This window comes from Pseudomonas sp. S60 (genome assembly GCF_016647865.1).
Classification (GTDB): Bacteria; Pseudomonadota; Gammaproteobacteria; order Pseudomonadales; family Pseudomonadaceae; genus Aquipseudomonas; species Aquipseudomonas parafulva.
Genome location: NZ_JACVVH010000018.1, coordinates 85,848 through 106,447, shown reverse-complemented (window position 1 = coordinate 106,447; position 20,600 = coordinate 85,848). Strand labels below are relative to the sequence as shown.

Genomic DNA, 20,600 nt, shown 5'->3' with positions numbered 1-20,600 from the left:
CCCGCGCGGCGCATCGCGAGCTGCGCTCGCTCCTACGTTTGTTTCGAGCCAATTAGGCCTGTGCCATTGGCGTGCTTGCCGTCACTTCACACTTTTCTGAACTGATTATTTGCCATCAGGGATTTTTCACCTCGCTGTGCCCCACCAGAATCGCCTGACCACAATCACAATAACCGTGAGGCCACTTCCGTGGACCATAACGCCCAAGTGCGGCAAGCCGCCGCCAACCTCGTTGCCGCGTTCGCCAGCAACGACACTGATCGCTACTTCGACTGCTTCAGCGAAGACGCCACGTTTCTGTTCCATACCCTCCCCCACCCGCTGCTCAGCCGCCATGCCTATCAGGCGCTGTGGGCCCAGTGGCAGGCTGAAGGTTTTGCCGTCCTCCGTTGTGAGTCGAGCAACACCCAAGTCAGCCTGCAGGGTGAGGTGGCGATCTTCATGCACGATGTTGCCACCCGTATACGCATCGCCAACGAAGAACACGCCCTGAGTGAACGGGAAACCATCGTCTTTCGCCGCCAGGGCGAAGCGTGGCTGGCCTGCCACGAACACCTGTCGGTGATCACACCCAGCTGATTTTTTTTGCGGCGCTGCCGCACTGCCATCGCACCCACAAAAAGGCCCGCGCACGGCGCCGGCCCACAACAACCGCGCTGGAGCACCACCATGAGCCACTCGACCGGTATAGAAACCAACGGTGTCGAACAGATACCCGACGATCAACGCCACGCAACACCGCTGGACCTGTTCCGCCTGATCTTCGGCGGCGCCAATACCTTTGCCACTGCCGTGCTGGGCAGTTTCCCGGTGCTGTTCGGGCTGTCGTTCCAGGCGGGGTTATGGGCGATTTTGCTGGGTGTTGGGGTGGGTGCGCTGATCCTGGCCCCCATGGGCCTGTTTGGTGCGCTGAACGGCACCAACAACGCGGTATCGTCGGGTGCGCACTTTGGCGTACACGGGCGTATCGTCGGCTCGTTTCTGTCGCTGGTCACCGCAGTCGCGTTCTTTTCGCTGTCGGTGTGGAGTTCGGGCGATGCACTGGTGGGCGGCGCCAAACGCCTGGTGGGCCTGCCCGAGAACGACCTGACCCTGGGCCTGGCCTATGGCCTGTTCGCCGTGCTGGTGCTGGTGGTGTGCATCTTCGGCTTCCGCTTCATGTTGTGGGTGAACAAGGTGGCGGTATGGGCCTCCAGCCTGCTGTTCCTGCTGGGTATCGTCGCCTTCGCCGGGCCGTTCGACGCGGGCTACGCCGGTAGCGTCAACCAGGGCCAGGCAGGCTTCTGGGCGGCGTTCGTCGGGGCGGCGATACTGGCCATGAGCAACCCGGTGTCGTTCGGGGCGTTTCTGGGGGACTGGTCGCGCTATATTCCCCGCCAAACGCCCAAGGCACGCATCATGCTGGCGGTGATCGCGGCCCAGGCAGCCACATTGATTCCGTTTCTGTTCGGCCTGTGTACCGCCACCCTGGTGGCAACCCAGGCGCCGGACTACATCACCGCCAACAACTACGTGGGCGGCCTGCTGGCGGTGGCGCCGGGCTGGTTCTTCCTGCCGGTGTGCCTGATTGCGGTGATCGGCGGCATGTCCACCGGCACCACGGCCTTGTATGGCACCGGCCTGGACATGTCCAGCGTGTTTCCGCGCCTGCTCAGCCGTGCGGCGGCCACGCTGCTGATCGGCGTACTGGCCATCGGTTTCATCTTCGTCGGCCGTTTCACCTTTAACCTGGTGCAAAGCGTGTCCACTTTCGCCGTGCTGATCATTACCTGCACCAGCCCCTGGATGGTGATCATGATCCTCGGCCTGATCACGCGTCGCGGCTTCTACCACGCAGACGATCTACAGGTATTCACCCGCGGGCAACGCGGCGGCCACTACTGGTTTTTGCATGGCTGGAACTGGCGCGGCATGGGTGCCTGGCTGCCCAGTGCTGCCGTTGGCCTGTGCTTTGTGAACCTGCCGGGGCAGTTCGTCGGGCCGCTGGGTGAACTGGCCGGTGGCATCGACCTGAGCTTGCCGGTAACGCTGGGGCTGGCAGCCGTGTTGTACCTGCTGCTGCTCAACCTGTTCCCTGAACCTGCGGGCGTATACGGCCCCAACGGTCCGCGCTGGGTGCGTTGCAAAACCGCCCCGCCTACCCCTGTAACCCACGCCAAAATGGCCTGACTGGATACCGAACATGACCGCTTCCAACTACATCGCCGGCCAGTGGGTCGCAGGCCAGGGCAGTGAATGCCTGCACGTCTATGAGCCGGCCTTGGGCCAACCGTTCGAAGAACTGACGGCCGCCAGCGTGACACAGGTGGACGCGGCCGTTGCCGCCGCCCGCCGCGCCCTGCCCGCCTGGAAATGCACCGACGCAAATGCCCGCGCGGCCTACCTGCGCGGCTTTGCCCGCGAACTCGGTACCCGCCGTGAGGCGCTCATCGGCCTGCAGATGCGCAACAACGGCAAGCCGCGGCACGAGGCAGAAATCGACCTGGATGATGCCATCGCCACCTTCGAGTACTACGCTGAACTGGCGCAGCAGTTGCCAGCCCGGCAACAGGATGTGCCGCTGGCAGCTGCCGGCTTTACGTCACGCACGCGCCTGGAGCCGGTCGGTGTAGTTGGCTTGATCGTGCCGTGGAACTTCCCGTTGGTCACCAGCGCATGGAAGCTCGCACCGGCCCTGGCAGCGGGCTGCACCGTGGTGCTCAAACCCTCGGAAGTGACACCCTTGGTGGAACAGGCCTATGGCCATATCGCCGAGGCCCTGGGCCTGCCAGCGGGCGTGCTGAACATCGTCAACGGCAAGGCAGAAACCGGTGCAGCCCTCAGCAGCCATGCTGGCCTGGACAAAGTCTCGTTCACCGGCAGCAACGGCGTGGGCAGCCAGGTGATGCGCAGTGCAGCAGCGCAGTGCCGGCCTGTGACCCTGGAGCTGGGCGGCAAGTCGGCCATCGTGGTGTTCGACGATTGCGACCCGGACCAGGCGGTGGCGTGGATCATCGCCGGCATCACCTGGAACGCCGGGCAGATGTGTTCAGCCACCTCACGTTTGCTGGTGCAGGAAGGCATTGCCGATACGCTGCTGCCCCGCCTGCAGAAGGCGCTGCAAGCGCTGCGCGTCGGCAACCCGCTAGGCGAAGACGTGGACATGGGCCCGCTGACCAGCCAGGCGCAATGGTTGAAGGTAGCGGGCTACTTTGCCACCGCCCGGGAAGAAGGGCTGACCTGCCTTGCCGGCGGCGAGGTGCTGGGCCGTGAGGGCTGGTTCGTCAGCCCGACGCTGTATACCGATGTGCCGGTGGAAAGCCGCCTGTGGACCGAGGAGATTTTCGGCCCGGTGCTGTGCGCCCGCCGCTTCGTCAGCGAGGCCCAGGCCATCGAAGAAGCCAACGACAGCCGTTTCGGCCTGGTGGGCACGGTGTGCTCGGCGGACCTGGCGCGGGCCGAACGTGTGGCCGATGCCCTGGAGGTTGGCCACGTGTGGATCAACTCGGTACAGGCGGTGTTCGTCGAAACGTCCTGGGGCGGCACCAAGGCCAGCGGCATCGGCCGCGAGCTCGGGCCGTGGGGGCTGGCGGGGTACCAGTCGGTCAAGCACGTGACGCGTTGCCTGGGCTGATGGCTGGCTGCACTTGGGGCCGAGCGACCGCGGCGTTCAGCCCCAAGGTGAACCATCAGGCCGGCTCGTCCGCCTGCCGCCCAGCCTCCTGCAGCAACACCATGCTTTGCGGTGACGACAGCGCGATACCTTCATCGCGCAACCGCCCAAGGATGGTGAACAGCAGGTCACTGCGCGCCCCGGACACCTGCCGCGGGCCCGCCACGTAGCCACTCACCCCGATCACCATGCCGCTGCTGGTCAGGTCCTTGAACGACACCGACGGCGCCGGTGCATCCAGAATGCCTTCGTGCTCCTGGTACGCCGTCAGCAGCAGCTCGCGCACGCGGTTGGCATCGGTGTCCAGTGGCAAGGTCAGGGTAATGCCGACAACGCCCAGCGCGTTGCCCATCGTGACGTTGCGCACGTTCTGGGAGATGAACTGCGAGTTGGGCACGATCACCGTCGAGCGGTCAGACATCTGGATCTCGGTGGCGCGCACATTGATACGGCGGATGTCGCCCTCGACCCCAGCCAGGCTCACCCAATCCCCCACCTTCACCGGGCGTTCGGTGAGCAGAATCAGGCCGGAGATGAAGTTCTGCACGATCTGTTGCAGGCCGAAACCGATCCCCACCGACAACGCACTGACTACCCAGGTCAGGCTGGTGAGGTTGATGTGCAGGGTGGACATCACCAGCATGGCCAGGAACAGGAAGCCCAGGTAACCCACCAGCGTGACCAGCGAGGCCCGCATGCCGGCATCCATGTCGGTTTCCGGCAACAGGCGCTCACTGAGCCAGCGCTTGACCACGCGAATGGCCAGCATGCCGCACACCAGCATGGCCAGCGCCAGCAGGATGTCCTGGGGCACGATGTTCAGGTTGCCCAGCAGCTTGCCACCGGTGCCGTCCCAGTCACCCAGGCTAAGCAGCAGCTCACTGGGGCTGGTGCCCGACGGCATCAGTGCCAGCAGCAAGGCCAGGAACAGCACCACGGTGCGCCCGATACCCGCCAGCACGGTACTGGCCTGGGCCTGGTGGCGCGGCGCCAGGCCCAGGCTGGCAGCAAGCGCCAGGCCACCCGGCTGACGGGGGGACAGCAGGGTTTCACACAGGTCGCCCAGGAAGGTGGTCAGCAGGTAGGCGCAGGTGACCACCATGCTCACCCACAGCAACTTGGCGGTGAGGAAGTAGGCCAGGGTCAGGTAACCGGCCACCAACGCCAGCAGGATCGACGCCAGCCACACCACCATCACGAACGGGATCAACCCGGCCAGGCCGGTCGGGCGCTCCAGGCCGTGCTCGCGCAAGGTGCGGCGGTATGAAAGCAACGCGCCGCCGAAGATCATGGCCACCACCAGCGCGGTGAGGCCGTTGACCGCCACGGTCAGCGCCAGGCTCACACCAATCACGCTGTTGATACGCTCCATGGTCATCATGACCATCAGCGACAATGCCAGCACTTTCGGGAACCAGCCCAGGGCACTGGCGACTTCGTCATGAATGGCCGGCAGCCGCCACGACGGGCGCTGCAGCATCAGCATGGCGCGGCCCAGGCCGGTGATGAAGGCGCTGAACACCACCAGGGCCAGCACGTGGTTGGTCAGGCTGGCCAGGTCGGTACCCAGCTCGGCGCTGCTCTCCAGCCCCCAGCGCAACAGCGACACGGAACCGGCAATGGTGCCCAGCGTGGCCAGGCTCACACCCAGCGCCAGGGCACTGCGACGTAGCCGGCCTTCAGGCAACCCACTGACCATGGCCCTGGCCAGCAGGCGCTCCAGCAGCCCGCGTACCAAGGTCCACACCAGGATCGCCGCCACCAGGCTGGTGATGAACAGCCAGCGGTGTTCGGCACTGAATGCGCTGCCCAGGGCATCAGCAGCCTCCCCGCGCAGGTCGCGCAGGCGGGCCACGTCGTCCTGGGTGGGGCGGATGATGCTTTGCCAGAACGCCGGGCTGAGCGGTGAGGCGGCCCGGCTGGTGATCTGCGAGTTGAACAGGCTGCGCCGCAGGTTGACGATCTGGGTAGACAGGTCGCGGGCCGACTGGGTCAGCTTGGTCGCCTGGTCCCGCTCGGCAACCAGCGCTTTTTTCTCAGCCTCCAGGGCCTTGCGCTGCTGGGTCAGGGTGGCGGCTTCGTCCGGTTGCGCCGGGCCGATCACCTTGAGCTTGTCGTCGACCTTCTCGGCATCCGTGGTGCGCTGGGTGCTCAATGCATCGGCCTGGCGCTGAACCTGCACGGCGGCCATGCGCAACTGGGCCAGCAGGTCGTCGTTGGCGTCGCTGGTGACACCCTGGCGGATCTGGTCCAGGCGGTCGCTCAGTTGATCGACGCTGGCATTTTCATCCAGGGCCGGGGCGTCCGTGGCGGACAGGCTGGCGGCAGGCGCAGGCGCGGCAGGGGCCGACCAGGCCTGGCCGGCAAGGGCCAGCATCAACGCCAGCATGGTCATCAGGCCAGGGCAAAAACGGGCAAGGCTGACACGCCTCATCGAATATTCCTCTTTCAATTCGATCTGGCGGGGCATTCTACGCCGCTTGCAGCCTTCAGGAGAGTGCCGTTTCTCGTGCCAGCAACTGGCGCTTGCGCTCCACCCCCCAGCGGTAGCCGCTGATATCGCCATCCCGGCGTACCACCCGGTGGCAGGGGATGGCCACCGCAATGCGGTTGGCCGCGCAGGCCATGGCTACGGCGCGCACCGCCTTGGGTGCGCCAATACGCTCGGCGATATCGCTGTAGCTGACCCGCGCGCCCACCGGCACCTCGCGCAGGGCCTGCCACACCCGTTCCTGGAACGCCGTGCCCTGCACGTCCAGCGGCAGGCCCAGGCCCAGTGCCGGTGCTTCGACAAAGCCGACCACCTCGGCGACCACCCGTTCGTAGGCGCGGTCGCCACCGATCAGCTCAGCCTTGGGAAACTGGTCTTCGAGGGCGTGCAACAAGGCCTGCGGGTCGTCACCCAGCAGAATCGCGCAGATACCCTTGGCGCTCTGGGCCACCAGGATCGCCCCCAGCGAACACTGGCCGATGGCGAAGCGAATGCTGGCGCCTGCGCCCCCGGCGCGAAACTGCCCCGGGCGCATGCCCAGGCGCAGATCGGCACTTTGGTAGAAGCGGCTGTTGGAGTTGTAGCCGGCCTGGTAGATGGCATCGGTAACCGTGCACTGCCCCTGCCCCAGGCCAGTGCGCAGGCGCTGTGCGCGAAAGGCGCTGGCGTAGGCCTTGGGGGTCAGCCCGGTTTCGGCCTTGAACAGGCGGTGCAGGTGATAGGGGCTCACTGCCAGCGCCCGGCCCAGTTGCTCCAGGCCAGGGGGCGGGTCACCCGCTTCGATCAGGCGGCAGGCGCGGGTAATCAGCTGGCGGGTGCGCCCGGCACTGGCTGATGCCGCCAGGCAGCGTTTGCAGGGGCGATAGCCGGCAGTTTCAGCGGCGAGCGGGGTGTCGAAGAACTCAACGTTGCCGCGCTTGGCCAGCCGAGAACGGCAGCCGGGGCGGCAATAGATGCCTGTGGTACGCACGGCGTAGACAAACTGACCGTCAGCCTCGCTATCGCGGATTTCCACGGCCTGCCAACGCTGTTCGGGGGTGTCGTAGGGTTTCATGATGTGTTCCCAGGTTACGCTTCAGGCCCGCCACAGGTACCAGGCGGCTACCGTTCGGTAGGGGTGCCATGCCTGGCCCAGCACGCGCATCTGCCCAGGCGTCGGCGCCTTGGCCAGCCCTTTGAGGCGCCGATACCCCTCCCTGATGCCAAAGTCGTCGACCGGCAGGATGTCGGACCGTGCCAGGCTGTAGATCAGCAACATCTCCACCGTCCACCGCCCTACCCCACGCAATGTGATCAACCGTTCGATCAATGCTTCATCGGCCACACCCAAGGCTTCTGCCTGGGTGGGGACTACACCGTCCAGCCGGCCTTGCGCGATGCCCTGGACAGTCGCCAGCTTGCTGGCCGAAAAGCCGCATTCACGCAGGGCAACCGGGCTCAGCGCCAACAACTGGCGCGGCTGCGGAAATGCTTGATGCGGGAACAGTGCCAGCAGGCGCCCCAGAATCGCTTCGGCGGCGCGGGCGTGCAGTTGCTGGTAGGCAATGGCGCGCAACAGTGCCTCATAGGGCTCGCGCCCCGGCGTGGCGTGGTGCAGGCACGGGCCCACCGCGGCAATGTGCGCGGCCCAGTCAGCGTCCAGCGCCCGAAGGTGCTCGGCGGCTTCCCGGTAGGCCTGAGGGGAAAGATCGGCCAGGATCATGGCGCCTCCTAGGGGTTAGTGAAAGCCAGCTTAGCGCAGCCGTTCATCGGGCGAACGCCGGTTCTTGCGCAGGTAATTCCTGGTATGCCATTGCCGGCCATAGGCACGCGCGAATAGAATTGAGAAATATTCACAATCACATCCATCATGGAACCGGGCCTTGGCGACGATGCAGTTCAACGACACGCTGAAACCGACCGAGGTCGCCCTGCTGTATCAATCTCACCACGCCTGGTTACGTGCCTGGCTAAGCAGCCGGGTGGGTTGCAGCGAGCACGCTGCCGACCTGGCCCAGGACACGTTCGTGCGCCTGCTGCGGGCCCGCCAGGTATCACCGCTGCGCGAGCCCCGCGCCTACCTGAGCAGCATTGCCCGTGGCCTGATGATCGACCAGTTCCGCCGCCGGGCGCTGGAGCGTGCCTACCAGGAGAGCCTGGCGCACCTGCCCGAGGCCGAAATACCCAGTGAGGAACACCGCCTGGTGATTCTCGACAGCCTTGAACGGCTCGACCGTGCCCTGCATCAGCTCAAGCCACGCGCACGGCAGGCCTTTCTGCTCGCCCAGCTCGACGGTTTGAGCCTGGTGCAGATCAGCCAATGCCTGCACGTGTCCCGTGCCACCGTCGAGCGAGACCTGGCCAAGGCATTTCAGGTTTGCTACCGGTTGCGCTATGCCGATGCATGAGCACAAGCCTGCGCAGGCGCAGGTCGACCAGGCCATCGACTGGCTGGTGAAGCTGCGGTTCGGCAGCCCCAGCCCGCATGCGCAGGAACAGTTCCGGCAGTGGCTGGCCAGCCACCCGCACAACCCACTGGCCTGGCAGCGGGTGAGCCACCTGGATGAAGAATGGGCGCAATTGCCCAAAGACCTCAGCCGGCGCACGTTGCAGGGCAGCCAACGCCAGCGCATCAGCCGCCGCGACCAACTGAAGCTGCTGGCGCTACTGGCAGTGGGCGGCAGCCTGGGCTGGGCGGCACGAGAGCCACTGGGGTTGCCGCAACTGCTGGCCGACAGCAGCACCGCCACCGGCGAGCGCCGCCAGTTGCAGAGCAGCGACGGCAGCCACATCCAGTTGAACACCGCTAGCGCCATCGACCTGCGATTCAGTGCCGGGCTGCGACAATTGGCGCTGATCCGCGGTGAGGTGAGCCTGGCCAGCAACCCGGACGACACCCGCCCCTTTCGCATCGATACCCGCATCGGCCCGCTGCTTACCCTCGATGGCCAGTTGGTGCTCCGAGAAAACGACCAGGGCCTGCTGGTGGCGGTACGCCGCGGCGAGGTGACGCTGTTCCCCGGATCGCCCGCGCAACTGCAGGTGCCCCCAGGGGAAACCTGGCAAGTCTGGGCCAACGGTCGCCATCAGGCCGTGCAGCCGCACAACGACCCTTGGGGCTGGACCGACGGGGTACTCAGCGTGCAGCAGATGGCGCTGGGCGAATTCGTGTCCGAGCTCGCCCGCTACCGCCCCGGTCTGCTGCGCTGCGCACCGCAGGTGGCGCAACTGAGGGTGTCCGGGACCTATCAACTGGCCGACACCGAGCAGATCCTGCGGCTGCTGGCCAGCAGCCTGCCTATTCGCGTGCACCACCGCACCCGTTACTGGGTGAATATCGACGCAGCCTGACTGCACGGGCAAAAAATAAATGAGGCGTAATCTCATTCTCGTTCGGCCTGAAGAAACACAGCCTTAAAAGTGGCCTTCGCAACCTTCAGGAGCGCTCATGATTGCCCCGTGTTTTTCCAGCACCCACACGCTGCGCCGTGCAGTCGGCACCGCCGTATTGGGCCTTGGCCTGGCCGCCAGCAGCCTGTGCCCGGCCATCGCCCTGGCAGCGGTGGCCAGCCAGAGCCCGCAAACCGAGTGGGCGATCCCAGCCGGCCCCCTGGCCCCGGCGCTGGACCAGTTGGCCCGCCAGGGCGGCCTGAACCTTGCCTTCGACGCCAACGCCTTGCAAGGCAAGACCACCCACGGCGTTCAGGGCCGGCATGACAGCGCCAGCGCGCTGGCGATCATGTTGCAAGGCAGCGACATGCAGGCTCAGCAACAGGGCGACAACAGTTTCTTGCTGATGCCCGTGATGGATGTTGGCAATGCCCTGGAGCTGGGCGCCACCAGTATTTCCAGCGACCGGCTGGGCGAAACCACCGAACACAGCGGTTCCTACACCACTGGCGCCGTGACCATCGGCAAAATGCCCCAGACCCTGCGCGGCACGCCGCAGTCGGTGAGCGTGGTGACGCGCCAGCGCATCGAGGACCAAAACATCACCAACCTCACCAGCCTGCTGGAGCAGACGCCCGGTGTGGTGGTGAACTACACCGACAGCGAGCGGGTGCAGTACTACTCGCGTGGCTTCCAGATAGACGCCATCCAGTATGACGGCGCCACCGTGGTGCAAAGCAGCGGCGGCGGCGCGTTCATCCAGTCCGATGCGGCCTTCATCGACCGTGCTGAAGTGCTGCGCGGGGCCACCGGCATGCTGCGCGGGGCGGGTAACCCTTCCGGCACGGTGAACCTGGTGCGCAAACGCCCCACCCACAGCTTCCAGGCTTCAGGCACCGCCACCCTGGGGTCCTGGAACGCCCAGCGTTACGTGGCGGATATCTCGGGCCCGCTGACCGACACCGGCAATGTACGTGGGCGGGTGATCGCCGTGCACGACGACCGCGACCTGTTCCAGCATTCGCGCAGCGAGCGCAAGGAGGCGTTCGGGGGGTCGCTGGCCTTCGACCTGGACGAGCGCACCACCCTGACCACCGGGCTGGAATGGACCAAGCTGGATGCCACCGGTGCCTGGGGCAACTTGCCCGCCGATGCCACGGGCGCGCCGTTGCCGTTTGGCCGCAGCACCTACCTGGGCGCCGACTGGAACCGCTGGAACCGCAGCAACCTGAATACCTTCGCCGAGCTGGAACACCGCTTCGACAATGACTGGACGCTGAAGCTGATGGCCCTGCGCTCACATTTCGAACTGGACGACCATGGCTTCAAGCAGACTTTCATGGAACGTGCCCCAGCCAGGCTCAACCCAACCGGTAACCCCTACCTGATGCAATACCAGGTTACCGAAGGTGATGGCGGTGAGAGCCTGCAAAACAACCTCAGCGCCACCTTGAACGGCCCCTTCAGCCTGCTGGGCCGTAGCCACGAACTGATGCTGGGCGTGGAGCGCATCCGCAACGACTCGTATGCCTCGGCCACCAACCGGGTGATCTCCGGGCTGTACGACATCCGCTACTGGGACCCGAAAACAAGCCTGGCCGAGCCGGACATTGCCATCACCGCCCACCCCGTGCGCACCCGCACCACGCAGGAGGCAGCGCATGCCACCTGGCGCATTTCGCTGGCCGACCCGCTGACCGCGATCATTGGCGCGCGGGCCAACTGGTACGACTACGAGCAGGAAAACAACACAGGGGCCAGCGGCCGTTTCAGCGTCGATCAGAAGATCGTGCCCTATGCAGCGCTGATCTACGACCTGAACGACAATTTCAGCGTCTACGCCAGCTACACCGAAATCTTCAACCCGCAAACAGTGGTGGACAAAACCAACTCGGTGCTCGACCCGGTGGTCGGCGAAGCCTACGAAACCGGCATCAAAGGTGAATTCTACGAAGGCCGCTTGAATACATCCCTGGCGTTCTTCCGCATCAACCAGGTGGGCACCCCGGTGGACGACCTCACGTCGGTCCCAGGCCAGTGCAGCACCACGGCCCTGTGCAAGATCGCCTCGGGCAAGAGCCGCAGCGAAGGCATCGACCTGGAGGTTTCCGGCGAGATCCTGCCGGGCTGGCAGTTGACCGGCGGCTACACCTACAACACCACCGAGTACGTGAAGAACACCGCTGCCACCAACGGCAATGCGATCCGCACCACCGACCCGCAGCACATGCTGCGCCTGTTCACCCACTACCGCCTGCCCGGCGCACTGGATGCCTGGACCATCGGCGGTGGGGTACAGGCGCAGAGCGATATCTACGCGCGCAGCGGCCAGGCCAAAGCCACCCAGGCGGGCTATGCGGTGTACAACGCCATGCTCAAATACGATATCGACCGTAACTATTCGGTGCAGCTCAACGCCAACAACCTGTTCGACAAGGCGTACTACCGGCAGATCAACACCACCGCAACCGGCTACTACTGGGGTGAGCCGCGCAACGTCGCGGTGACCCTGCGCGCAAGCTTCTGACCGCAGCGGCCGTGCGGCTAGGACAGGTCAGTCGGCAACCGCCGACACCTGCCCTGCCCGCCGGTATGCCTGCCTGGCAAAGCACACGAACAACCCGGCCATCAACGCCAGCGCCATGGGCAGGCCATGGGGCGCCACATCCATGGCCGCACCACTGACCAACGGCCCCACCAGGCTGCCTACCCCCCACAGCAGCCCGACGCTGGCATTGGCGGTGACCAGGTCCTGCCCCTTGAACCGTTGCCCGATCAGCACCAGCGCCAGGGTGTAGATGCCCCCCGCAACCGCCCCCAGCAGCGCCAGCAACGGCCACAGCAGCCAGGCCATGTTGAGCAACCAGGGCAGGCCAATGCCGATGGCCATTGCCACCAGCCCGCACAACAGATGCAGGCCGGTACGTTCCACGCGATCGGCCAGCCAGCCCAGTGGCAGCTGGAACAGCATGTCGCCGGCAAACACGACCGTCACCATCAGCGCCGCCACGCCCACGGCAAAGCCGTGGCTGGTGGCATACACCGGCAGCAGCGACAACACCACCGCATCGAAGAACGAGAAGAACAGCACGGCCACGCACAAGGCCGGCGCCACCCGGAAGAACCCGGCCAGGCCAAAACTCTTGTCGCCCTCTTCATGGGCCACGTAATCATTGGGCACAGTGAACAGGATGCACAGCAGTGCCAAGCCATAGCAGGCGGTGACCACACCGGTTATCCACGGGCTGCCAGCGCCCAGCACTGCGAGCATGGCCGGGCCCAATACCTGGAAGCCGGTGAAACTGGTGGCGTAAAGGGCCATGATCTTGCCGCGGTTGTGGTCGGGGCACAGCTCGTTGACCCAGGACTCGCCCAGAATGATGGCGATCCCCATGCCAAGCCCGAGCCCCAGGCGCAGAAGCGCCAGCATCCACAGCGAGCCGAACGCAGGCTCGAGCAGGGCGATGCTGGCCGTGCACAGGCTGAAGCACAGCAGGTAAAGGTTGCGCCGGCTGAGGTGCCGGCAACAGGCATCGACCAGAAACGCCGAGAGCATCATCCCCGCCGCCGGAATGGCCGAAATGACGCCGATTTCCAGGGTGCCGGCCCCGGCCTCATGCAGGCGCAACGACACCAGCGGCAGTGTGGCCCCCAGGCTGAAACCCACCACCGAAACGGCGAACAGCAGGCCCGCCAGCAAACGCATGTTCATGTACCACTCCTTGCAAACCGATAAGACGTGCACACACAGGCTCGCCCACCAAGGCGGCAGGCGATGCGCAAACGCAGATCAGTTCAGGTGTGGCGAGAAGGTGAAGGCAAACAGCACGCTGCGCCGGCGCTTGAGCACCGTGTCACTCGGCCACGCGCGGCGCAGGCCCTCAGGGGCTGGCTGACGAGTGCTGGGCAGGGACAGGAAACGGCGCATTGCTAGGGCTACTACGCAGAGGTGACAGGAAGAGGCGGCACTCTAGGCCACCGCAGGCAATACCGTCAATTGCCCGCAAGCCTTGCCGCAGCGAAGGGGCTGCAACGCAGCCCCCTTACCATCAGCGCTTGCCGGTGCTGGGCAACAGGATCGCCAGTACCCCGAACAGCGGCAGGAACGAGCACAGCCCGTACACATACTCGATACCGCGCAGGTCAGCCACATACCCCAGCAGCGCCGCCCCGATGCCGCCGAAGCCGAACATCAGGCCGAAGAAGATGCCGGCGATCATGCCCACACTGCCAGGTACCAGCTCCTGCGCGTACACCACGATGGCGGAGAATGCCGAGGCCAGGATGAAGCCGATCACCACACTCAGGATGGTGGTCCAGAACAGGTCGGCGTAAGGCAGCGCCAGGGTGAACGGCGCCACGCCCAGGATCGAGAACCAGATCACGGCCTTGCGCCCGATGCGGTCGCCAATAGGGCCGCCGAAGAACGTACCCGCCGCCACCGCGCCCAGGAACAGGAACAGGTGCAGTTGCGAGCTGGCCACCGATACCCCGAACTTCTCGATCAGGTAGAAGGTGAAGTAGCTGGTGAAGCTGGCCATGTAGAAGTACTTGGAGAACACCAGCAGGCCGAGCACCACCAGCGCTGCAACCACCCGCCCGCGGGAAATGCCATGGGTGGCCTGCACCGCCTTGCGGGCCTTGGCCTGGTTGAGGTGCTCGGTGTACCAGCGGCGCAGCATCAGGGTGACGCCCAGGAAGAACAGCGCGGCAACGCCGAACCACGCCACGTGGGTCTGCCCGAAGGGTATGACAATCGCGGCAGCCAGCAGCGGGCCCAGGGCAGAGCCCGTGTTACCGCCTACCTGGAAGGTCGACTGGGCCAGGCCAAACCGCCCCCCGGACGCCAGGCGCGCAATGCGCGAGGTTTCCGGGTGGAAGGTGGAAGACCCGATGCCCACCAGAGCAGAGGCCAGCAGAATCATCGGGAAGCTGCCAACGAATGCCAGCATCACGATACCGATCAGCGTGCACACAGTGCCCATGGGCAGCAGGTTGGGGTTGGGTTTGCGGTCAGTGAAAAAGCCCACCCAGGGCTGCAGCAGGGACGCGGTGATCTGGAACGTGAGGGTAATCATGCCGATCTGGGCGAAGCTCAGGTTGTAATTGGCCTTGAGCATCGGGTAGATGGCCGGCAGCACCGACTGGATCAGGTCGTTGATCAGGTGCGCCAGGGCGCAGAAGCCGATGATGCGCATCACCAGCGGCGTGGCGTTGCTCGCCGGGGCTGGGGTGGACGCCGGGGTGGCGCTGGGGGTGGCCATGGCCTGGATCTCCGTCGGAATGCTGGGCTCCGATTATCGGGAAACAAATAGATACATAGCTATCTTTTTTTCCCCTCGTCGCCACGCACTTGTAAATGGTTCTCAATATAATTAGCATCTTTTGCCCTTGCCCCTGTCAACGTCGGGCGCCCGCGCCCCTCTCTTGAGCAGCCCTGTCCATGCGCCCGATGCCCGCCCAGCAGTTGCAGCCCGACCCACATGATGAAGCCATGCAATGGTTTGCACTGCTGCGCCAGCCTGGGTGCGATCAAACCCTTCAACACGCCTTCGCTGCATGGTGCCAGGTGCCACAAAACGCACAGGCGTATGCCGAGTTGCAGGCGGTGTTGCAACGCGTGCAACCCCCAGCAGCCCGCCCTCGCCCGCAGCTGGTGCAGGTGCGTCACGGGCATTTGGGCAAATGGCTGGCGCTGGTGTTTCTGCTGGGCCTGGCGATTGCTGCATGCCTGTACTGGCCGCTGTTACAGCGCCTTGGCAGCGAATTGCACACCGAAGCTGGCGAGCGCCGTAGCACACGCCTCGCCGATGGCACTGCCCTGCACCTGGACAGCGCCACAGCGATGAACGTGGACCTGCGCAGCCGCACCCGTCAATTGCAGTTGGTGCAGGGCCAGGTGTTGCTGGAGGTGATGCTGGACGGGCGGGCCATGCAGGTGGAGGTTGGCCAGGCACGTGTGGAAGTGCTCGGCACCCGCCTGCAACTCGCCCGCTTGGCCGGGCACGATGTGCTGACGGTGTTCAACGGCAAGGCCATGGTTACCCAAGGCGGTGATCAACGCCTGGTCGCGGCCGGTGAACGGGTGAGCTTCGATGACACCCACATCGGCCAGGTACAGAAAGCTGACCTGAAAACCGCCGACAGCTGGCGCAACGGCCATCTGGTCGCCAAAGACACACCACTGGACGAAGTGCTGGCGCGCCTCGCGGGTTACCAGGGCCGGCGCCTGTGGCTACTGGATGAGGAAGCGGCGCAACGGCGGGTGAGCGGCGATTTCAACCTTGATCGCCCGGCAGAAAGCCTGGCCCAAGTGGCGGGCCCGCAACACCTGACGCTTCAAGGGCTCCCTGGGTGGCTGATAGTGCGCTGAACCGGCACTGGCTGCTAAGTTTTTGAAAGCGTGCAAATTTTTTTTGAAAGGAGTGTTGACAGGGGGGGCGTTCAAGAGAATAATGCGCGCCATCGGCTACATAGCTCAGTTGGTTAGAGCATAGCATTCATAATGCTGGGGTCCGGGGTTCAAGTCCCTGTGTAGCCACCAAATCCTGCTTCGGCCTGTCAATGACAGTTTACGAAGCAACCTGAAAAGCCCGCCTTGTGCGGGCTTTCTTGTTTCTGCCGATATAGCGTAGATCCAGCCTTGTGCTTCAACCCGCCCAATCAGGCACAGCGGATCGCTCTTCAGTGGACCCAGTCCTCGTAAGACAGACCTGGCACTCGGCTGAACTCACGCACATTATTCGTGACCAGCACACAGCCTGAAGCAATCGCATGGCCGGCAATAGCAGTGTCGTTTTCACCAATCACCAGGCCGGCTTTGGTGAGTGCTTGCTTTGCCTGGTCTGTTGCGTCTACAGCAGCCTGCCCCCACGGCAATACTTCATCCAACCGTTTCACGAATTCATCGACGAGGGTCTTGTGCTTGGGTGATGCCTTCTTGCCGATCTGCCCATAGCGCATCTCGGCATAGGTAATCGCAGAAATCACGATCCGGTTATTCCTTGCAACCTCTGCGGCCAATCGCTGCAGAACAGAATCCGGCCGCTCGCGCATGATGAATGAGCAAATGCAGGTATCCAGCATGTACGTGGTCACAGATTGAACCTGCCTTCATCGCTGATAACGCTTGGGCGCTCTTGCAGAAAGTCCGCGTCAGCCTTGGGTAGGTCCGCCAAGGAAAGCCAACTGGGGCGAACGGGGCGCAGGGTAATGGTGTCACCACTGCGCGTAATCTCCAGCTCACCAACACCGTCGTAAGCCATGTCAGTGGGTAGGCGAATGGCTTGGTTCTTACCATTTTTGAAAATTGAGACAGTTCGCATAGTGTTTGCTCCTACATATGCCTTGCCTATGCAAGCTATCAAATCCAACAAGCATATGCAAGACCTATGACTGATGACATGGTCCAGTTCATATCAAAGGGCTCACGCTTGAGGCAACGCTACCCCACTCACCGCGACAGCTACCCCCAAACCCATCAGCGCCACCCCGATCAACTGGTCAGCCATCCGTTGCCGCTCGATCATCGCCCTGCGCAGCACCGGGCTTGAGAAGAACACTGCCACCAGGCTGAACCACGCCCAATGCGCCACCGACATGAAGGCGCCGTAGGCGAAGTTCAGCCACAGTGGGCTGCCCGGTTGTACAACCTGGCTGAAGGCACTGATCACGAACAGCATGGTTTTGGGGTTGAGGCAGTTGGTGAGGAAACCTGTGCGCAGCGCCTGCAACAGGCTGCCGGCCGTGGCGGCAGGTTGGTCGAGGTTGATGCGCTGTATGTTGGTAAATGACCGGTAACCCAGGTAGATCAGGTAGCCGGCGCCTAGCGCCTTCATGATCAGAAACAGGGTGGGGCTTTGGCTGATGAGCACTGCGATACCGAAGACGGTATACAGCACGTGCACCTGCACCCCCAGCGCAATGCCCATTGCCGCCGCCAGCCCGGCCATCCGGCCCTGGGCATAGCTGCTGCGGGTGACCATGGCGAAATCAGCCCCGGGGCTGACGACGGCAAGCAGGGTGAACAGGGCGACGGCGAAGAGTTCGGTCATGGGAGCCCTCCAGATGAGTGACAAAAATGCACTGACGGCGCTATTTTCGGGGGCTCCGGGGCTGGGGAAAATCGATTTATAGTTGAGGTTATCTGCTAGTTTAAGTCACAGATTTCTTGTTTAAAGCACCAACGCCATGAACCTGCCTCCCCTCAACACCCTGCGCTATTTCGACATCGCGGCCCGCACGCAGAACTTCGTGCGCGCAGCCGAACAACTGCACGTTACCCACGGCGCCGTAAGCCGCCAGGTACGCCTGCTGGAGGAAAGCCTGGGCATAACGCTGTTCGAGCGCCGCAACCGGGCTATTTTCCTGACCCCGGCAGGCCGCGCCCTGCACGCCACTACCCGGGCGGTCTTCGAGCAGCTGGAAACCGCCGTGCAGCAGCTCACCCGCCACGACGATGTCACGTTGGTCGTGTCCTGCGAGCCGACTATCGCCATGCGCTGGCTGATCCCTCGGCTGCCCCGCCTGCACGCGGCCCATCCAGACTTGCAGCTGCAACTGGTGGCTGCTGGTGGGCCGCTGGACTTCGCACGAACCGGCGTCGACCTTGCGATCCGCCGCGACGACTTCCGCTGGCCCAGCCATCTGTACCAGCAAAAAATCTGCGATGAGTGGATCGGCCCGGTGTGCCGCCCTGGCGCGCCGTTTAAGCTGGAAGGCCAGCGCCTGCTGCACAGCGCCACACGCCCCGACGCCTGGGCTACCTGGCTGCACCTGAACGGCCAACCGCCCTGCCCCGGCGAACGCGGCGATTTCGAGCATTTCTACCTGTCGATTCAGGCAGCGGGTGCCGGGCTGGGCATGGCCATGGCCTCGGCATTGATGGTGCGTGACGAACTGGACAGCGGGCAGTTGCAGTCACCGTTTGGCTTTGTGCCGGACGGCTCTGCCTATTACCTGCTGAGCAACCACCGCCTCGATGACGGCGGTAAACGCCAGCGCTTCGCCCAATGGGTGACCGAGCAATGCCGGGGTTGCCTGGCTCACCTGGGCCTGGTGCAAAACGACGAACCCGCACTGCCGTCCCCACCCCAGGTGCGGTAGCCGGCTGTGTCCAGGTGAATGCGCCCGCTTGGGTAGCGGCCCAGGCCCATGTTCCACACCTGACCGTGCCGCTGCCAGAACTGGCACAGCGGGCCGGGGTTGGCCGCGGGCGGCAGCAGAATATCCACCGCAAAGGCCCGGGTGTGAGCACTGCCAGGAGCACCGCCGGCACAGCGGTTCAGGCCTGGGTCGCGATAGGCCGATACCACTTCGAAGGCCGGCAGGATGCCTTGACCATTCAGGGCCTTGAGCAGGGAGAGGGTTGAACGCACTGCAGGCCAGTTGCCTGGAGGGGGTACGGCAAAGGGCGCGGCGCGGCAGGGCTGCCAGTCGGAAGCAGAACGCAGCAACTGGTGAATGGGCACCACCCCATAAAGGCGGGCATCTACCAGCATTTCCCGAAACGGTCGCGTCGGGTGGTCGCCCGCCCACTGGGCGAACATCCACACATCCCGTGTATCAGCCTGGGCTGCACTCGCCGCCAGCAGGCCCACCATCAGCAACCGTATGTTCACTCCGTCCTCCCCTGCCTGCAACAGTGGCCGGCGCGGGCTCAGTCTTCGAGCAGCGTGCAGGCCATCACCAGGGCATCTTCACGACCGCCCGCCACTGGATAGTAGTCGCGCCGGCGGCCGATTTCGTTGAAACCGAAGCGCTCGTACAACCGATAGGCCGGGTTGCTGGCGCGTACCTCCAGAAAACACTCCCGGCCGTTGAGCTGGTAGGCGCGGGCCATCAGGTGTTCAAGCAGCCGCAAGCCCAGGCCCCGGCCCTGGTTTTCCGGCTTGACGGTGATGTTGAGCAGGTGCGCTTCGTCGATGATCACGTTGATCACGCCATGACCCACCTGCTGCTGGCCATCGAACATCAGCCACACTTCATACGATTTGAGCGCATCCAGAAAAATCCCCCGGGTCCAGGGGTGGCTGAATGCGGCGTATTCGATTTTCAGCACGGCATCCAGATCCGCCTCGGTCATGGGGCGGAAACTGATCGAGTCACTCATTCAACGTGCTTCCAGCGCGCCATCAGCTGGCGCATGGCTTTCCAGACGTCCGCCTTGCGCTGCGGCTCGTCCATCAACAGTTCAAGGCCCGGCAAGGCCCAGGCATCGCCCAGGCCGCCGAGCGGGAGGGTTTGGTAATACGCCTGCTCGTCGGCATTGGCGGCAAAACGCAGCGCGGGCAGCCCGACCAGCCACAGGCAGGTGCAGGGGGCGTCTTCCAGCCGCGCCTGGACGAAGCTCTGGACGAAATCCCGTGCGGCTTCGGGGCCCTGGTCCATGTTGCCGCGCACCAGCAGCGGCCAGCGTACTGGCTCGCCGATGATCTGCGGAGCATCGGGCAGGCCAGCTGCGCGCAGCATGTCCTTGAGCAGCAGGTAGGAGGGGTCGCGGCTCTGGAAAGGCTGCCCGGTAGCAAGCTCAACCAGCAGCAGGCAACTGCCGGCGCGCAGCAATTGCAGCGAGAAGCGTGGTGGCGGCACAGGGACGGCGCGGGGCGCTGCGGGTTGCGCCTCGGGCTCGCTGGGCTTGGCGGCGGGTTTGCTGGTGCCCGGGCGCGGAACCTCTATTTTTGGCCGCTCGGCAACACGGGCCTGGGCGATGACAGGTGCCTGCTCACCAGGTGGGGCCGGCCTTGCGTCGAAGTCAATGTCTTCGACCGGCATGACCGGCAGCAACAGTTCGGGCCGCGACGGCGCAGCGAACGGCAGTTCGGCGCGCGGCAACCAATGCACCACTTGCATGGCGGAAAGGTAGGCGCGACGACGGGGTTCGGTGAGCAAGGGCGGGTATCCGAGGGGTGAAGGCGGTTGCGCATTCTAACGTGTACGCCGTCGTTTTTGCAGCGCCCATCAGACCGCGCGCCGCCCGATCTGCCAGGCGCCACTAAAACCGAGACATACACACCCCATTACAGACCAAGGGGTAAAACCCCAGGCCCCGGATGCAGTACAATCGCCCCCTTTTTCTTGGCAACGAGC

Annotated in this window: 20 protein-coding genes and 1 tRNA gene; 9 read left to right on the top strand and 12 right to left on the bottom strand. The window is 64.4% G+C overall.

Going from position 1 to position 20,600, the window contains the following annotated elements; translation table 11 throughout:
* Nucleotides 1-189: 189 nt before the first annotated feature.
* The 3 genes from IAE33_RS11510 (at nucleotide 190) to IAE33_RS11500 (ending at nucleotide 3,613) form a co-directional block, all read left to right on the top strand.
* The gene (locus IAE33_RS11510; protein ID WP_201163595.1) at nucleotides 190-579 is read left to right on the top strand and encodes a YybH family protein; all 390 of its coding nucleotides are present in this window, start codon (nucleotides 190-192) and stop codon (nucleotides 577-579) included.
* 90 nt (nucleotides 580-669) lie between these two features.
* On the top strand, nucleotides 670-2,169 hold the full coding sequence (locus IAE33_RS11505; RefSeq protein ID WP_201163594.1) for a purine-cytosine permease family protein: 1,500 nt from the start codon (nucleotides 670-672) through the stop codon (nucleotides 2,167-2,169).
* A 13-nt stretch (nucleotides 2,170-2,182) separates the two neighbouring features.
* Entirely contained in the window at nucleotides 2,183-3,613 is a 1,431-nt protein-coding gene (locus tag IAE33_RS11500) for an aldehyde dehydrogenase family protein (protein WP_201163593.1), read from the top strand.
* A gap of 55 nt (nucleotides 3,614-3,668) precedes the next feature.
* Here the strand turns inward: IAE33_RS11500 and IAE33_RS11495 are convergent, their stop codons facing one another.
* Genes IAE33_RS11495 through IAE33_RS11485 form a run of 3 tightly spaced genes read right to left on the bottom strand, consistent with a single transcriptional unit; the run spans nucleotide 3,669 to nucleotide 7,845 of the window.
* Nucleotides 3,669-6,086 carry a DUF3772 domain-containing protein gene (locus IAE33_RS11495; RefSeq protein WP_201163592.1) on the bottom strand — a complete coding sequence of 806 codons (2,418 nt, stop codon included), beginning with the start codon at nucleotides 6,084-6,086 and terminating at the stop codon, nucleotides 3,669-3,671.
* 55 nt (nucleotides 6,087-6,141) lie between these two features.
* A complete protein-coding gene (gene ada, locus IAE33_RS11490) occupies nucleotides 6,142-7,197 on the bottom strand; it encodes a bifunctional DNA-binding transcriptional regulator/O6-methylguanine-DNA methyltransferase Ada (RefSeq protein WP_201163591.1) in 1,056 nt (351 codons plus the stop codon).
* A gap of 21 nt (nucleotides 7,198-7,218) precedes the next feature.
* Nucleotides 7,219-7,845 carry a DNA-3-methyladenine glycosylase family protein gene (locus IAE33_RS11485; protein ID WP_201163590.1) on the bottom strand — a complete coding sequence of 209 codons (627 nt, stop codon included), beginning with the start codon at nucleotides 7,843-7,845 and terminating at the stop codon, nucleotides 7,219-7,221.
* Between the two features lie 169 nt (nucleotides 7,846-8,014).
* Between IAE33_RS11485 and IAE33_RS11480 the strand changes: the two genes are divergently transcribed.
* From IAE33_RS11480 to IAE33_RS11470, 3 genes are all read left to right on the top strand, one after another.
* Entirely contained in the window at nucleotides 8,015-8,530 is a 516-nt protein-coding gene (locus IAE33_RS11480; protein WP_028631703.1) for a sigma-70 family RNA polymerase sigma factor, read from the top strand.
* Nucleotides 8,517-9,473: a FecR domain-containing protein gene (locus IAE33_RS11475; RefSeq protein ID WP_201163589.1), complete on the top strand. Its 957-nt coding sequence runs from the start codon at nucleotides 8,517-8,519 to the stop codon at nucleotides 9,471-9,473. The genes IAE33_RS11480 and IAE33_RS11475 overlap by 14 nt, the downstream gene beginning before the upstream one ends.
* 97 nt (nucleotides 9,474-9,570) lie before the next feature.
* Nucleotides 9,571-12,039 (top strand): TonB-dependent siderophore receptor, encoded by a 2,469-nt coding sequence (locus IAE33_RS11470; RefSeq protein WP_201163588.1) that lies wholly within the window; start codon nucleotides 9,571-9,573, stop codon nucleotides 12,037-12,039.
* 27 nt (nucleotides 12,040-12,066) lie between these two features.
* Here IAE33_RS11470 and IAE33_RS11465 read toward each other — a convergent pair whose 3' ends face one another.
* From IAE33_RS11465 to IAE33_RS11455, 3 genes are all read right to left on the bottom strand, one after another.
* On the bottom strand, nucleotides 12,067-13,224 hold the full coding sequence (locus IAE33_RS11465; protein WP_201163587.1) for an MFS transporter: 1,158 nt from the start codon (nucleotides 13,222-13,224) through the stop codon (nucleotides 12,067-12,069).
* A 78-nt stretch (nucleotides 13,225-13,302) separates the two neighbouring features.
* Nucleotides 13,303-13,440, bottom strand: coding sequence for a hypothetical protein (locus IAE33_RS11460; RefSeq protein WP_201163586.1), 138 nt, complete (start codon nucleotides 13,438-13,440; stop codon nucleotides 13,303-13,305).
* 121 nt (nucleotides 13,441-13,561) lie between these two features.
* A complete protein-coding gene (locus tag IAE33_RS11455; protein WP_201163585.1) occupies nucleotides 13,562-14,776 on the bottom strand; it encodes an MFS transporter in 1,215 nt (404 codons plus the stop codon).
* A 188-nt stretch (nucleotides 14,777-14,964) separates the two neighbouring features.
* Between IAE33_RS11455 and IAE33_RS11450 the strand changes: the two genes are divergently transcribed.
* Nucleotides 14,965-15,885, top strand: a complete 921-nt coding sequence (locus tag IAE33_RS11450; protein ID WP_201163599.1) for a FecR family protein — start codon at nucleotides 14,965-14,967, stop codon at nucleotides 15,883-15,885.
* Nucleotides 15,886-15,979: 94 nt separating this feature from the next.
* Nucleotides 15,980-16,056: transfer RNA gene (locus tag IAE33_RS11445), tRNA-Met, on the top strand.
* Nucleotides 16,057-16,196: 140 nt separating this feature from the next.
* On the opposite strand, the gene IAE33_RS11440 is transcribed toward IAE33_RS11445, so the two are convergent.
* The 3 genes from IAE33_RS11440 to IAE33_RS11430 form a co-directional block, all read right to left on the bottom strand.
* On the bottom strand, nucleotides 16,197-16,610 hold the full coding sequence (locus IAE33_RS11440) for a type II toxin-antitoxin system VapC family toxin (protein WP_201163584.1): 414 nt from the start codon (nucleotides 16,608-16,610) through the stop codon (nucleotides 16,197-16,199).
* Nucleotides 16,607-16,837: a type II toxin-antitoxin system VapB family antitoxin gene (vapB, locus tag IAE33_RS11435; protein ID WP_201163583.1), complete on the bottom strand. Its 231-nt coding sequence runs from the start codon at nucleotides 16,835-16,837 to the stop codon at nucleotides 16,607-16,609. Before vapB ends, IAE33_RS11440 begins: the two co-directional genes overlap by 4 nt.
* 102 nt (nucleotides 16,838-16,939) lie before the next feature.
* Nucleotides 16,940-17,566: a LysE family translocator gene (locus tag IAE33_RS11430; protein ID WP_201163582.1), complete on the bottom strand. Its 627-nt coding sequence runs from the start codon at nucleotides 17,564-17,566 to the stop codon at nucleotides 16,940-16,942.
* A gap of 136 nt (nucleotides 17,567-17,702) precedes the next feature.
* Here IAE33_RS11430 and IAE33_RS11425 point away from each other — a divergent pair, with 136 nt between their 5' ends.
* Nucleotides 17,703-18,617, top strand: coding sequence for a LysR substrate-binding domain-containing protein (locus IAE33_RS11425; RefSeq protein WP_201163581.1), 915 nt, complete (start codon nucleotides 17,703-17,705; stop codon nucleotides 18,615-18,617).
* On the opposite strand, the gene IAE33_RS11420 is transcribed toward IAE33_RS11425, so the two are convergent.
* From IAE33_RS11420 to IAE33_RS11410, 3 genes are read right to left on the bottom strand one after another with little or no spacing between them, the layout of a single operon-like run.
* Entirely contained in the window at nucleotides 18,557-19,114 is a 558-nt protein-coding gene (locus tag IAE33_RS11420) for a D-Ala-D-Ala carboxypeptidase family metallohydrolase (RefSeq protein ID WP_201163598.1), read from the bottom strand. The genes IAE33_RS11425 and IAE33_RS11420 overlap by 61 nt on opposite strands.
* Nucleotides 19,115-19,170: 56 nt before the next feature.
* A complete protein-coding gene (gene rimI / locus IAE33_RS11415; protein WP_028631714.1) occupies nucleotides 19,171-19,623 on the bottom strand; it encodes a ribosomal protein S18-alanine N-acetyltransferase in 453 nt (150 codons plus the stop codon).
* Complete coding sequence (locus IAE33_RS11410; protein WP_201163580.1) at nucleotides 19,620-20,402, bottom strand: energy transducer TonB; 783 nt, start codon at nucleotides 20,400-20,402, stop codon at nucleotides 19,620-19,622. The genes rimI and IAE33_RS11410 overlap by 4 nt, the downstream gene beginning before the upstream one ends.
* Nucleotides 20,403-20,600 lie beyond the last annotated feature (198 nt).

Coding starts and splice junctions, on each gene's coding strand:
- IAE33_RS11505 (WP_201163594.1), top strand. CDS start 670: ATGAGCCACTCGACCGGTATAGAAACCAACGGTGTCGAACAGATACCC.
- IAE33_RS11500 (WP_201163593.1), top strand. CDS start 2,183: ATGACCGCTTCCAACTACATCGCCGGCCAGTGGGTCGCAGGCCAGGGC.
- IAE33_RS11495 (WP_201163592.1), bottom strand. CDS start 6,086: ATGAGGCGTGTCAGCCTTGCCCGTTTTTGCCCTGGCCTGATGACCATG.
- ada (WP_201163591.1), bottom strand. CDS start 7,197: ATGAAACCCTACGACACCCCCGAACAGCGTTGGCAGGCCGTGGAAATC.
- IAE33_RS11485 (WP_201163590.1), bottom strand. CDS start 7,845: ATGATCCTGGCCGATCTTTCCCCTCAGGCCTACCGGGAAGCCGCCGAG.
- IAE33_RS11480 (WP_028631703.1), top strand. CDS start 8,015: ATGCAGTTCAACGACACGCTGAAACCGACCGAGGTCGCCCTGCTGTAT.
- IAE33_RS11475 (WP_201163589.1), top strand. CDS start 8,517: ATGCCGATGCATGAGCACAAGCCTGCGCAGGCGCAGGTCGACCAGGCC.
- IAE33_RS11470 (WP_201163588.1), top strand. CDS start 9,571: ATGATTGCCCCGTGTTTTTCCAGCACCCACACGCTGCGCCGTGCAGTC.
- IAE33_RS11465 (WP_201163587.1), bottom strand. CDS start 13,224: ATGAACATGCGTTTGCTGGCGGGCCTGCTGTTCGCCGTTTCGGTGGTG.
- IAE33_RS11460 (WP_201163586.1), bottom strand. CDS start 13,440: ATGCGCCGTTTCCTGTCCCTGCCCAGCACTCGTCAGCCAGCCCCTGAG.
- IAE33_RS11455 (WP_201163585.1), bottom strand. CDS start 14,776: ATGGCCACCCCCAGCGCCACCCCGGCGTCCACCCCAGCCCCGGCGAGC.
- IAE33_RS11450 (WP_201163599.1), top strand. CDS start 14,965: ATGCCCGCCCAGCAGTTGCAGCCCGACCCACATGATGAAGCCATGCAA.
- vapB (WP_201163583.1), bottom strand. CDS start 16,837: ATGCGAACTGTCTCAATTTTCAAAAATGGTAAGAACCAAGCCATTCGC.
- IAE33_RS11430 (WP_201163582.1), bottom strand. CDS start 17,566: ATGACCGAACTCTTCGCCGTCGCCCTGTTCACCCTGCTTGCCGTCGTC.
- IAE33_RS11425 (WP_201163581.1), top strand. CDS start 17,703: ATGAACCTGCCTCCCCTCAACACCCTGCGCTATTTCGACATCGCGGCC.
- IAE33_RS11420 (WP_201163598.1), bottom strand. CDS start 19,114: ATGGTGGGCCTGCTGGCGGCGAGTGCAGCCCAGGCTGATACACGGGAT.
- rimI (WP_028631714.1), bottom strand. CDS start 19,623: ATGAGTGACTCGATCAGTTTCCGCCCCATGACCGAGGCGGATCTGGAT.